Genomic DNA, 12489 nt, shown 5'->3' on the forward strand with positions numbered 1-12489 from the left:
TGCCGCCGGGGCCGGATCTCCCCTACGAGTCTAGGAACGGTGGCGTCCGGCGTGCCAGCGCGGCCGGGTCCCCGCCGGCCGCGCCGCCTCCCGCGTCAGCCCTCGTCCGGCGTCAGCCGCAGCGAGATGCTGTTGATGCAGTACCGCTGATCCGTCGGTGTCGGATACCCCTCGCCCTCGAAGACATGCCCGAGATGCGACCCGCACCGGGCGCACCGCACCTCGGTGCGCACCATCCCGTGGGAGCGGTCCTCGATGAGTTCGACGGCGTCGCTGTCCTTCGGGTCGTAGAAGGACGGCCAGCCGCAGTGCGACTCGAACTTCGTGGTGGACGTGAACAGTTCGGCCCCGCAGGCGCGGCAGGAGTAGACGCCCGTCGTCTTGGTGTTGGTGTACTCACCGGTGAAGGCGGGCTCCGTGCCGGCCTGGCGCAGAACGGCGTACTCGGCCGGGGTCAGCTCCGCGCGCCACTGCTCGTCCGGCTTTTCGACGTCGTACGACATGAGTCCTTGCCCCTCACTTCGACAGGCGGTCCAGGATGGCCGGGCCGAGGTCGGTGACATCGCCCGCGCCCATGGTGAGAACGAGATCACCGGGCTTCGCCATTCCCGCGACCAGCGAGGGCACCTCGCCCTTGTCGTGCACGGCCGTCACCTCGGCGCCGGCTGCCCGGGCCGCGTCGAGGACCAGCTCGCTGGTGACGCCCGGGATCGGGTCCTCACGGGCCGGGTAGACGTCCAGGACGAGCGAGGCGTCCGCCAGGGTGAGGGCCTCGCCCATCTCCTTGCCCAGCTCCTGGGTGCGCGAGAACAGGTGGGGCTGGTAGACGACCAGGATCCGGGCGTCGCCGGCGGCCGCGCGCATGGCCTCCAGGTCCGCCGTCATCTCGGTCGGGTGGTGGGCGTAGGAGTCGATCACCTGGACGCCCGCGGCCTCACCCTTCAGCTGGAGGCGCCGCTTCACTCCGGTGTAGGCCGCGATCGCCGGGGCCAGCTCGCCGGCCGGGACGCCCAGGGCGACGCCGGCGGTCAGCGCGGCCACGGCGTTGAGCGCGTAGTGGCGGCCGGGGACGGACACCGTGAAGGTGCGCTCCTCGCCGTCGAGAAGGACGGTCACCTCGCTCTTGAGGCCCTGCGCCACCACCGACAGCACGCGCACGTCGGCGTCTTCCGCCTCGCCGTACGTCACCACCCGCACATCGCGGGCCGCGACGAGCCGGGTCAGCTCCCGCGCCCCGTCCTGGTCGGCCGAGATCACCAGGGTGCCGCCCTCGGTGATGCGGTCGGCGAACGTCACGAAGGACTCGTAGATCTCGTCCATCGAGGCGTAGTTGGCGTGGTGGTCGAGCTCGACGTTGAGGACGATGGCGACCTCGGGCGCGTACTTGTGGAAGCTGCGGTCCGATTCGTCCGCCTCGGCCACGAAGATGTCGCCGTCGCCGTGCAGGGCGTTGGAGCCGGGGGCGTCCAGGTCGCCGCCGATGGCGTACGAGGGCTGAAGGCCCAGCTCGGACAGGGAGACCGCCAGCATCGACGTGGTGGTCGTCTTGCCGTGCGTGCCGGCCACGGCGATCGGGCGCAGCCCCGTCATCAGCGAGGCGAGCGCGTCGGAGCGGTGCACCACCGGGATGCCCAGCTCGGCCGCGCGGGCCAGCTCGGGATTGTCCTGCCGGATCGCCGACGACACCACGACACAGCTGGCGTCGTCGGCGAGGTGCTCCGCCGCGTGCCCGATGTGCACGGTCACGCCGAGCGCCCGCAGCGCCTCGGCGGTCGCGGACTCCCTGGCATCGCTGCCGGCCACCTTGGCCCCACGCTGCGCGAGGATCTTCGCGATCCCCGACATCCCGGCCCCGCCGATGCCGATGAAGTGCGGTCGGTCCATGGCGGTGGGAATGCCGGGTGCCATGCGTGTTCTCCCAGGAGTGCGATACGACGGTGAGGCCCCAGCCTATTGGGTACGCGGCCGGGCCGGCCCGAGGGGCGCGGGGATCAGGCCCTACGCCTTGCTGTGCGAGAACAGTTTCAGCACCGGCACCCCCACCTTGTGCCGGGCCCTCGAAGCCCAGTCGCGGTGGAAGAACTCCTCCACGTAGTGCGGGTCGGTCAGCACGATCACCTCGTCAGCGCCCACCTCGTCCACCACGGCCTTCAGCGCGTCGAGCGGATGGTCCTCCAGCAGCCGCCCCTCGGCCTGTGCCCCGGCCCCGCGCAACGCGGTCAGCGACACCTCCAGCGCCCGCTCCCCGGTGCTCATCGCCTCCTCGCCCTCCGGGGTCTTGCCCTCCCGGACGGCCTCGTCCAGTTCACCGAGGGCGATGTCGTCGATGGCGCGCAACAGTCTGTCGGCCTGCTCACCGCGTGGCTGGAGCAGCACGTGGAAGGAGACCCGCTCCTCCCCGTGCAACGTGGTGACGAACTCCACGTCTGCGGACGTCAGGGCCTTCTCGATCATCAAAACGCTTGTGAACACCGGGCGCCCCTTCTGCGGAAACCATCCTGCCCCGCTCTCATACGGGGACTGCGAGTTTCAGTGTGCCCGGCGGAAGCTAACCGGAACGATAGATTCCGCCATTTCCGGGGGCACAGCTCTCAGAGAACCCATTTCCGGGCCGATCTCACGTCCGCCGGTACCGCCCGAACAAAAAGCCCTCCTCCTCCAGCAGGGAGACCAGCTCGAACCGTTCGGGGACGGCCACCGAGGGCCCCCCGGCGATGCGCTGGGCGTCCCCGGCGGTCAGCATCGGGGAGATCGTGAGGCACAGTTCGTCGAGCACCCCGGCGGCCACCAGCTGCCCGAGCAGCCGGGGTCCGCCCTCGGTCAGCAGGCGGGTGTGCCCGAGCTCGGCGAGTGCCTGGACGGCGCGTACCGGGTCCACGCCGACGCCGTCACCGGCGATCACCACCCGGGCACCGGCCTTCTCGGCGGTCGCGACCCGGTCCGGGGCCGCGGCGGCGCCGGTGAGGACCATGGTGGGTACGACGGGCGAGGTGAAGAGCGGCAGGCCGTAGTCCAGGTCCAGGCTCGCGCTGACCACCGCGATGGCCGGCGCGGGCGCCTGCCCGGCCGCCTCGCGCGCCTCGGCGAACTCCGCACGCGCGCGTGCCGGGCGGTACCCCTCCCGACGGACCGTTTCGGCACCGACGACCACGACGTCCGCCAGCCCCCGCAGCGTGCCGAAGACCCGCATGTCGGCCGCGCTGGAGATGGGCTGGGAGCGGCCGTCGTGCTGGGCCGCCCCGTCCAGCGTGGACACCATGTTCCCGCGCAGCCAGGCCTGCGGCCCGCCGGGGCCGAGCTCGGGGTAGGCGTAGGCGGCGGAGAGCTCGGCGAGACTCCACTCCCGGCCGTTCAGATCACGCACACCAGCGGATGCGCCGGCCACACCCCCCTCACCGGCACCTTCGAGCGCGTCCTCCCCGGCGGCACCGCCGGCGGCCCTCGATGTTGTCTCGTCGGTCACAGGGAACAGGCGTCGCATGTCATGGAGTGTGGCACGGCGTTTAGCATGGTGAACCGTGTCGTCCTCCTCCGCAGCCTCCGGTGTGCACCCGATAGCCGAAGCGAGCCCGCTGTCCCTGTGCGCCCGTGAGCCGCACGTCCCCGCGGACCGGCTGGTCGCCGAGATGGTGCCGCCGCCGCGGTTCGACGCGGTCCGCTTCAGCACCTACATCCCGGACCCGAACCAGCCCAGCCAGACCGAGGCGGTCCGGGTGCTGGAGGACTTCGCGGGCGGACTCGGCGGGGCGCACGCGAGCGGCGCGGGGAAGGCCCGGCGCGGTTTCCTCGGGTTCGGCAGGCCCAAGGCGCCCAAGACTCCGGCAGGACCGCGCGGCGTCTACCTCGACGGCGGCTACGGCGTCGGCAAGACCCATCTGCTCGCCTCCCTGTGGCACGCCACCCCGGCCGAGCCGTCCCTCAAGGCGTTCGGCACCTTCGTGGAGCTGACGAACCTGGTCGGCGCCCTCGGCTTCCAGCAGACCGTGCAGACCCTCTCCGGGCACCGCCTGCTGTGCATCGACGAGTTCGAGCTGGACGACCCGGGCGACACCGTCCTCGTCTCCACCCTGCTCGGCAAGCTCGTCGACGCGGGCGTCGCGCTGGCCGCGACCTCCAACACCCTCCCCGGCAAGCTCGGTGAGGGCCGTTTCGCGGCGGCCGACTTCCTGCGGGAGATCCAGGGCCTGTCGGCCCACTTCCGCGCGTTGCGCATCGACGGCGAGGACTATCGTCACCGCGGCCTGCCCGAGGCCCCGGCGCCGTTCTCCGACGAGCAGGTGACGAAGGCGGCGTACGCCACCGCGGGCGCCTCGCTCGACGACTTCCCGCACCTGCTGGACCACCTCGCCCGCGTCCACCCCAGCCGCTACGGCGCGCTCACCGACGGGCTCACGGCGGTCTGCCTGACCGACGTGCAGCCGGTGCCGGACCAGTCGACCGCCCTGCGCCTGGTGGTGCTCGCCGACCGGCTCTACGACCGTGAAGTCCCGGTCCTGGCCTCAGGTCTGCCCTTCGACCGGCTCTTCAGCGAGGAGATGCTGAAGGGCGGCTACCGCAAGAAGTACTTCCGCGCCATCTCGCGCCTCACCGCCCTGGCCCGCGACGCCAAGGGCCTCGTGTCGCACTGACGCGCGCTACCCGACCCAACGTCTTTGGGTCAAGGGCCAGTTCACGCCACGCCACCCTCGGGTTTCAGGCTCTCTTCAGCTCGAAACGTTAAGTTAACCCTGCAAACAACTTTGCCGGGCTAATGTGTTTCTTGACCAACGGTTGACCAAGTGTTGGTGCGCGCTAGATGTGTGAACGGGCTGGAGGGAGGCGTATGTTCCGAGGTACGACGGCCCGCGCGGCGGTTTCCGCGCTGACCGCCGTCCTGCTCGCCCTCCAGTTCTTCGCACTCACCGCGTCCTTCGCACACGCGCATACGGTCAGTCAGGCAGAGGCCAAAGCCCATCCCGGAAGCAAGATCTCCGGGAAGGCGTTGCGCGACGAGATCTTCACGTCCCGCCACTGCGTTCCGTCGGGCCATGGGGACCCGACCGGACCGCTCGGCAACCGTGATCGTCCGCGCCCCGCCGACTCCGCGCCTCAGGCGCCCGACCGACCGTTGCCGACCCGGGACCCCGCGTCCTCGCACGAGCCGTCCAGACCCGGCGCCGCGCAGAGCGGGCCGAGATCGTGGACGTCCCACACCCCGGCCGCACTTCAGGTCTTCCGCTGCTGAGAGAGCAGAGCAGTCCCCCCACCTCTGTCATGTAAACCCCGACGCGCCAGTGCGGCGCGCCAGGAGGAGTCACCACATATGCAGCCCCTCATCGACAACGCCCGCATGTTCGGACAGCGCCCTGAGGAGTTCGCCAAGCTGGCCGACGGGCAGTCCCCGCAGGTCCTGTTCATCACCTGCTCCGACTCCCGGGTCGTGCCGGCCCTGATCACGGGCGCCCGCCCCGGCGAGCTCTTCGAGCTGCGCACCGCGGGCAACATCGTCCCGCCGTACGCCTCCGAGCACCCCACCAGCGAGGCGGCCACCATCGAGTACGCCGTGGAGGTCCTCGGCGTCAGTGACATCGTGGTCTGCGGCCACTCGCACTGCGGCGCCGTCGGCGCGCTGGTGCGCGGCGACGACCTCGACGCCGTACCGGCCGTGCGTGACTGGCTCTCGCACGCCACCCCCCGCCCGACCGGCGCCGCCGAGGATCCGGAGGTCGCCGAGGGTGTCCAGGCGCATGTGCTCACACAGGTGCTGCGCCTGCGCTCGTACCCGTTCATCGAAAAGAAGCTGAAGGACCGTCAGCTGTCCTTGCACGCCTGGTACTACGAGGTCCACAAGGGCGCCGTGCGCGTCCACGACGCCGAGACCGACGCGTTCGAGGCGCTGTGACCGCCATGATGACCAAGTTCCCCCACCTGCGGCAGGACTTCGCCGCCTCGTTGGTCGTCTTCCTCGTCGCGCTGCCGCTGTGTGTCGGTGTGGCCGTCGCCTCCGGAGTCCCGGCCGAGGTCGGGCTGGTCACCGGCATCGTGGGCGGCATCGTCACCGGCATGATGCGCGGCAGCAGCCTTCAGGTCTCCGGGCCCGCCGCCGGTCTGACGGTGCTGGTCTTCGAGGCCGTCCAGGAGTTCGGGCTGCCCGTGCTCGGTGTGATCGTGCTCGCCACCGGGCTGCTCCAGCTCCTCATGGGCGCCCTGAGGATGGGGCGCTGGTTCCGGGCCATCTCGGTCTCGGTCGTCGAGGGCATGCTGGCCGGAATCGGCCTTGTCCTCATCGCCGGGCAGCTCTACGCGGTCGCCGACGCCAAGGCGCCCGCCTCGGGCCTGGAGAAGATAGCCGGACTGCCCGGCGCGCTCGCCCAGGCCGCCGGGAACGCCGAGGCACTGGCGTCGATCGGACTCGGCGCGGGCACCATCGCCGTTCTCCTGCTGTGGCAGCGGATGCCGCGCCGGGTGCGCACGGTTCCCGGTCCGCTCGCCGCGGTCGGTCTGGCGACGGCGGTGACCGCCGTGTTCTCCCTGCCGGTGGCCACCGTCGAGGTCAAGGGCCTGCTGGGATCCGTCCAGCCGCCGTCCATGGACGCCTTCGGTGAACTCGCGAGCGTCGGCGTGCTCACCACGATCGTCGCCTTCACGCTCATAGCGTCGGCCGAGTCGCTGTTCAGCGCCGCGGCCGTGGACCGGCTGCACGACGGGCCGCGCACCGAGTACGACAAGGAGCTGATGGCGCAGGGCGCGGGCAACACGGTGTGCGGTGTGCTCGGCGCGCTGCCGATGACCGCGGTCATCGTGCGCAGCTCCGCCAACGTCCAGGCGGGCGCGAAGACCAAGGCGTCCCGTGTCATGCACGGCGTATGGCTGCTGCTGTTCGCGGCGCTGCTGCCCGCCGCGCTGGCACTGATCCCGCTTCCCGCGCTGGCGGGCATCCTGGTCCACGCGGGCTTCAAGCTGATCCCCTTCCGGGGCGTCGTCTCGCTGTGGCGCAGCCACCGGGGCGAGGCGCTGATCCTCGTCGTCACCGCCGTCTCGATCGTCGCGGTGAACATGTTCGAGGGCGTGCTGATCGGTCTGGCCCTGTCGGTCGTCAAGACCGCCTGGGAGGCCTCGCACGTGAAGCTGGAGATCATCGACAAGGGCGCCGGCCCGATCCAGGCGTACCTGTCGGGCAACGCGACCTTCCTCAGGCTGCCGAAGATCCTCGACAGCCTGGAGAACCTGCCGCAGGACCGCCCGGTGGAGGTGGACCTGTCCGGGCTGCACCACCTCGACCACGCCTGTCGTACGGCTCTGGAGAACTGGGCCGAGCGGCACAGCGCGGTGGGCACGGAGCCGGTTCGGGTCACCGAGGCCGAGCCCGAGCCGGAGCGGGTCACGGCGTCCTGACCGGACCCGGCACACGCGGATGAGCGGTCCGGCCCGGGGCCTCACCATGGCCCCGGGCCGGACCTCGGGCATATCGTTGCAGGAACAGACGTAAGGGACCTCTGACAGAGGAGGTCGTCATGCTCGAAGCCCTGCTGACCGCGCTCGTCGCCGCGGGTTCCGCGGGCGCCGTCTACCTGGTCGCGGCGGCCCGCGTCGTCAAGCAGTACGAGCGCGGGGTGGTCCTGAGGCTCGGGCGGCTGACGGGAGACGTACGACCGCCCGGGTTCACGTTGATCGTTCCGGTCGTGGACCGGTTGCACAAGGTCAACATGCAGATCGTGACGATGCCGGTCCCGGCCCAGGAGGGCATCACCCGGGACAACGTGACGGTGCGGGTGGACGCGGTCGTGTACTTCAAGGTGATCGACGCGGCGAGCGCGCTCATCACGGTGGAGGACTACAAGTACGCCGTCTCGCAGATGGCGCAGACGTCCCTGCGCTCGATCATCGGCAAGAGCGACCTGGACGACCTGCTGTCCAACCGCGAGAAGCTCAACCAGGGCCTGGAGCTGATGATCGACAGTCCCGCCGTCGGCTGGGGCGTCCAGGTCGACCGCGTCGAGATCAAGGACGTGTCGCTGCCGGACACGATGAAGCGCTCCATGGCACGGCAGGCGGAGGCCGACCGGGAGCGGCGGGCCCGGATCATCAACGCGGACGCCGAACTGCAGGCCTCCAAGAAGCTGGCCGAGGCCGCCCACCAGATGGCCGACGCGCCCTCGGCGCTCCAACTGCGGCTGCTGCAGACGGTGATGGCGGTGGCGGCGGAGAAGAACTCCACCCTGGTCCTGCCCATCCCGGTGGAACTGCTCCGCTTCCTGGAACGGGGCCAGGACACGGCTTCGGAACCGGGCGAGGAGGACACCCGGCGGGAACTCGCGGATCGCGGCCCGCAGGGCTCGGGCGACCGGGACGCCGATCGCGCCCTCGTACCGCCGGCCGAGCGTGCGGTCGAGCGGACGATCGAGGACATCATCGACGACGCCGACCAGAAGTGACACGTGCTACGCGCGTGGTTCCCGCGGCTCGTCACAGGTGATAGACACGGCGGGGTCACAGTTCCTGTCCGCCAGCAGGAAGGTTTCCCCATGTCCGACACCGCGTCCGACACCGCGTCCGACACCGCCCCGGCATCCGGTGGCGGCTCGACGCGCCGTCAGGTCCTGGCCCGTACCGGCGCCCTGGGCGTCTCGATCGCCTTCGCCGGCGATCTCACCCAGCTCTTCACGGGCACCGCCGCCGCGCACAACCTGGGCCACTCCGGATACGGCCCGCTGGTCCCCGACCCGAACGGCCTGCTCGACCTGCCCCGGGGCTTCTCCTACCGGGTCCTGTCCCGCGAGGGCGACCAGCTGCGCTCCGGGGAGGGGCCGGTCCCCTCCAACCACGACGGCATGGCCGCCTTCGCCGGGCGCCCCTCCCCCAGACACGGCCGCCGCGTCCACCTGGTGCGCAACCACGAGAACCGCACCACCGCCACACGCCCCGTCCCGGCCGTCCCCGGCCTCACCTACGACCCGGCGGGCAAGGGCGGCTGCACGGCGCTGACGCTGGACTCCCGCAACCGCGTGCTGTCCGAGCGTGTCGCCATCGCGGGTACGGCCGTCAACTGCGCGGGCGGGCCGACCCCTTGGGGGACCTGGCTGACCTGCGAGGAGACCGAGGACAAGGCGGGCACCAACGGCTACACCAAGGACCACGGCTTCATCTTCGAGGTCGACCCGGACGACCCGCACCGCTCCGGCGCGGTCCCGCTGACCGCGATGGGCCGCTTCCAGCACGAGGCGATCGCGGTGGACCCGCGCAGCGGCATCGTCTACGAGACCGAGGACGCCTTCCAGAAGCCGTTCGGCCTCTTCTACCGCTTCCTGCCGGAGCGGCCGCGCGGGGGCCTGGGCTCCCTGCGCGCGGGCGGCCGGCTCCAGGCCATGCGGGTTCCGGGCGTCCCCGACCTGTCCTCGATCCAGGAGACGGGCGCGAGCTTCGACAAGGTGGAGTGGGTCGACGTGCCGGACCCGCTCGCCGTGCAGACCCCCATCCGTCTCCAGGACTTCGGGGCGAAGGGCATCACACACGCGCAGAAACTGGAGGGCTGCTACTGGGGCGGTCGCTGCGTCTACTTCGTCTCCTCCTTCGCCCGCAGCGCGGAGGGTTCCGCGGCGGACCACTACGGGCAGATCTGGCGCTACGACCCCGCCGCCCGCCGCCTCACGCTGGTGATCGTCTTCGGCCCGGACACGGACGTGCAACTGCCCGGCGAGTCCCCGGACAACATCTGCCTCGCCCCCAGCGGCGGCCTGATGGTGTGCGAGGACGGCAACGGCGCCCAGCACGTCTACGGCGTGACGCGACGCGGCCAGGTCTACGCGATGGCGCGCAACGCCCAGAACATCGGCACCCCCGAGGAGCCGGAGTGGGGCGAGTTCGCGGGGGTCGCGTTCTCGCCCGACGGCGAGACGATGTACGTCAACTGCTACACGCCGGGTACGACTTTCGCGGTAACCGGGCCCTGGCGCAGGTGACGCCCGCCGTCCCGGGCCCGCGAGCGGAAGCCCTCTCTCCGGCGCGTCCTCTAACCTGTGCGGCATGAACGCACCGGGGGACCTCGTCGACGGCCGGTTCGAGCTGGTCGAACGGCTCGGCAGCGGAGGAATGGGCACCGTGTGGCGGGCCCGGGACACGGTGCTGCAGCGCGAGGTCGCGCTCAAGGCGGTCCGGTCCGACGCGGACACCGTCGGGGTGGTGCGCGAGCGGGTGATGCGCGAGGCGCGGGCGCTGGCCCGGCTCAGCCATCCGCACGTGGTGACGGTCCATCAGATCGTGGACGCGGCCCCGCATCCATGGATCGTGATGGAGCTCGTCCCGGGCATCTCACTGCAACGGCGGCTGGACGACGGTCCGTTGGCCCCGGCAGCGGCGGCCCGGACCGGCCGTCAGGTGCTCGCCGCACTGCGGGCCGCGCACGCGGCGGGCATCCACCACCGGGACGTCAAGCCCGCCAACATCCTGCTGCGCCCCGACGGCGACGCCGTCCTCACCGACTTCGGCATCGCGGCGCTCCAGGGCACGACGGCCCTCACGGCGACCGGCGAGCTCGTCGGCTCCCCCGAGTACATGGCCCCGGAGCGGATCCGGGGTCGCGCCGACGACCCGGCCGCCGACCTGTGGTCCCTGGGGGTGGTGCTGTACGTGTGCGTGGAGGGCGTCAGTCCGTTGCGCCGCCCCACCACCCTCGCCACCCTGGCCGCCGTACTCGACGACCCGCTGCCGCCCCCGGCCCGCTCCGGCCCGCTGACGCCGGTGCTGGACGCCCTGCTGGTCCGGGACCCGGCGGCGCGCCCGGACGCCGAGCGGCTGGACGCGATGCTGGCGCAGGTGGAGGCGGGGGCCGCACCCTACTGGGAGCGGCCGACGCAGACCGCCGTGGCACCGCACCCGTTGCCGGCGCCGCCGTTCCCCACCCAGAGGGACACCCCCCGCCCGACGGCTCCGCAGCAGGCGCCCGGGGGCCGGCGCCGTACGCCGCTGCTGGCGGCGGCGACCGCGGTCCTGGTCGTCGCGGCGGCGACGGCTCTGGCACTCGCGCTGCGCCCCGGCGGCGACGGCCGGGACACCGCAGGACGTGACGACAAGGCCGGTGCCGCGACGAGCCCGGCGGACACCACGGCCGGCTCCGGCCCGGCGACGCGGCGGCCGGACCCGTCGCCGACTCCGACCCCGAAGACCTCGCCGCCGACGAGCGCGCCGCCGCCCGTACCGGAGGCCGGCCGGTGGATCGCCCAGCTGCACTCGGAGCCGGTCGGGACCGGCGCCGCGGCCCGGGACCAGCGCCTCGCGACGATCCGGCGGTCGGTGCCGCAGGCGGCGGTCCTGCGCAGCGGTGACTACGCGTCCCTGCGCCCCGGCTACTGGGTCTTCTACGCCCCCGGCCCGTTCGCCGACGGCCGCGCCGCCCTGACCTTCTGCGCCGCGCACGGCCGGACGACGGCGACCGCCTGCATCGGCCGCTATCTGAGCACCGACGCCGCCGACTTCCCCCTCCAGTGCCGACCGCCGGCCGCCGCGCCGACGGGCCGCTGCACCCGGGACGACTGAGGAGGCACCGCCGGGCGGGTGACACCGGCCCAGCACACCCCCCGCCGGGGTGAAATGCCCGTATGACCCCCATATCTTCGGTCGGTGATCACTCTTGCCCGCCGCGCCACCGCCGTCTGCGCCCTGATGGCGGCGCTCAGTGCTCTCGCCGCGTGCGCGGCGACCGAGGAAGCCGGTGCGCCCCGCGCGCCCCGCCCCGCGCCGAGCGCCTCCGCAGCCTCCCCCTTCTCCCCCGCCGCCGGGCCACCGACCCTCGCTCCCGGGCCCGGCGGCCTGACCCCCGTCTTCGAGCACGGCCCCCGCACCCGGGACAAGGCGGTCGCGCTGACCTTCGACGCCGACATGACCGCCGGCCAGGGGCCACGGGCGGATCGCGGCGAGCGGTTCGACAATCCGCGGCTCGTCGCCGCGCTGCGGAAGCTGCGGGTGCCGGCGACCGTGTTCATGACGGGCCGATGGGCCGAGGAGTATCCCGCGCAGGCCCGGGCCATCGGGCGGAACCCGCTCTTCGAGGTCGCCAACCACTCCTACAGCCACTACGCCTTCACCGACGACTGCTACGGCCTGCCGAACCTCCCCGAGCGCCGGATGCGGTCGGACGTGGAACGGGCGTACGCCGCGTTCCGCGAGGTGGGGGTGCGCGACGCCATGCCGTACTTCCGGTTTCCGGGCGGCTGCTACGACCGCCGCGCCCTGAAGGCTCTCACCCCGGTCGGTGTCACGGCCGTGCAGTGGGACGTGGTGAGCGGGGACGCGTTCGCGACGGACGCCGACGCGGTCGCCCGGCAGGTGCTGCGCGGGGTGCGGCCGGGGTCCGTGGTCGTCATGCACTGCACGCTCAGCGCCGCTCCGGCGACCGAGCGGGCGGTCCGCAGCATCGTGCCCGAGCTGCGCCGCAAGGGCTTCCGGTTCGTGAAGGTGTCCGAGCTGATCGGGGCCGCGGCCCGCCGCGCCTGAACGTCCTAGGTCGTGTCCGCA

12 protein-coding genes are annotated in these 12489 nt (G+C 72.2%); 8 read left to right on the forward strand and 4 right to left on the reverse strand.

Features of this window, described 5'->3' with window-relative positions; genetic code table 11:
- Nucleotides 1-95: 95 nt before the first annotated feature.
- From msrB to ACWCPI_RS00915, 4 genes are all read right to left on the reverse strand, one after another.
- Complete coding sequence (gene msrB, locus ACWCPI_RS00900; RefSeq protein WP_451036062.1) at nucleotides 96-503, reverse strand: peptide-methionine (R)-S-oxide reductase MsrB; 408 nt, start codon at nucleotides 501-503, stop codon at nucleotides 96-98.
- A gap of 13 nt (nucleotides 504-516) precedes the next feature.
- A complete protein-coding gene (murC, locus tag ACWCPI_RS00905) occupies nucleotides 517-1908 on the reverse strand; it encodes a UDP-N-acetylmuramate--L-alanine ligase (protein ID WP_451036063.1) in 1392 nt (463 codons plus the stop codon).
- A gap of 90 nt (nucleotides 1909-1998) precedes the next feature.
- Nucleotides 1999-2454, reverse strand: coding sequence for an indole-3-glycerol phosphate synthase (locus ACWCPI_RS00910; RefSeq protein ID WP_451036064.1), 456 nt, complete (start codon nucleotides 2452-2454; stop codon nucleotides 1999-2001).
- A gap of 163 nt (nucleotides 2455-2617) precedes the next feature.
- Nucleotides 2618-3481, reverse strand: a complete 864-nt coding sequence (locus ACWCPI_RS00915; protein WP_451036065.1) for a pyrimidine reductase family protein — start codon at nucleotides 3479-3481, stop codon at nucleotides 2618-2620.
- Between the two features lie 37 nt (nucleotides 3482-3518).
- Here ACWCPI_RS00915 and zapE point away from each other — a divergent pair, with 37 nt between their 5' ends.
- The 8 genes from zapE (at nucleotide 3519) to ACWCPI_RS00955 (ending at nucleotide 12468) form a co-directional block, all read left to right on the forward strand.
- Entirely contained in the window at nucleotides 3519-4628 is a 1110-nt protein-coding gene (gene zapE, locus ACWCPI_RS00920) for a cell division protein ZapE (protein WP_451036066.1), read from the forward strand.
- A gap of 194 nt (nucleotides 4629-4822) precedes the next feature.
- Nucleotides 4823-5224 carry a hypothetical protein gene (locus ACWCPI_RS00925; RefSeq protein WP_451036067.1) on the forward strand — a complete coding sequence of 134 codons (402 nt, stop codon included), beginning with the start codon at nucleotides 4823-4825 and terminating at the stop codon, nucleotides 5222-5224.
- 78 nt (nucleotides 5225-5302) lie between these two features.
- A complete protein-coding gene (locus tag ACWCPI_RS00930) occupies nucleotides 5303-5881 on the forward strand; it encodes a carbonic anhydrase (RefSeq protein ID WP_451036068.1) in 579 nt (192 codons plus the stop codon).
- Between the two features lie 5 nt (nucleotides 5882-5886).
- Nucleotides 5887-7374 (forward strand): SulP family inorganic anion transporter, encoded by a 1488-nt coding sequence (locus ACWCPI_RS00935; RefSeq protein WP_451036069.1) that lies wholly within the window; start codon nucleotides 5887-5889, stop codon nucleotides 7372-7374.
- 119 nt (nucleotides 7375-7493) lie between these two features.
- Complete coding sequence (locus tag ACWCPI_RS00940; RefSeq protein WP_451036070.1) at nucleotides 7494-8414, forward strand: slipin family protein; 921 nt, start codon at nucleotides 7494-7496, stop codon at nucleotides 8412-8414.
- A gap of 90 nt (nucleotides 8415-8504) precedes the next feature.
- Complete coding sequence (locus ACWCPI_RS00945) at nucleotides 8505-9938, forward strand: PhoX family protein (RefSeq protein WP_451036071.1); 1434 nt, start codon at nucleotides 8505-8507, stop codon at nucleotides 9936-9938.
- A 64-nt stretch (nucleotides 9939-10002) separates the two neighbouring features.
- Complete coding sequence (locus tag ACWCPI_RS00950; RefSeq protein WP_451036072.1) at nucleotides 10003-11511, forward strand: serine/threonine-protein kinase; 1509 nt, start codon at nucleotides 10003-10005, stop codon at nucleotides 11509-11511.
- An 84-nt stretch (nucleotides 11512-11595) separates the two neighbouring features.
- Nucleotides 11596-12468 (forward strand): polysaccharide deacetylase family protein, encoded by an 873-nt coding sequence (locus ACWCPI_RS00955; RefSeq protein WP_451036073.1) that lies wholly within the window; start codon nucleotides 11596-11598, stop codon nucleotides 12466-12468.
- The last annotated feature ends 21 nt before the right edge of the window (nucleotides 12469-12489 follow it).

This window comes from Streptomyces sp. NPDC001920 (assembly GCF_053594495.1).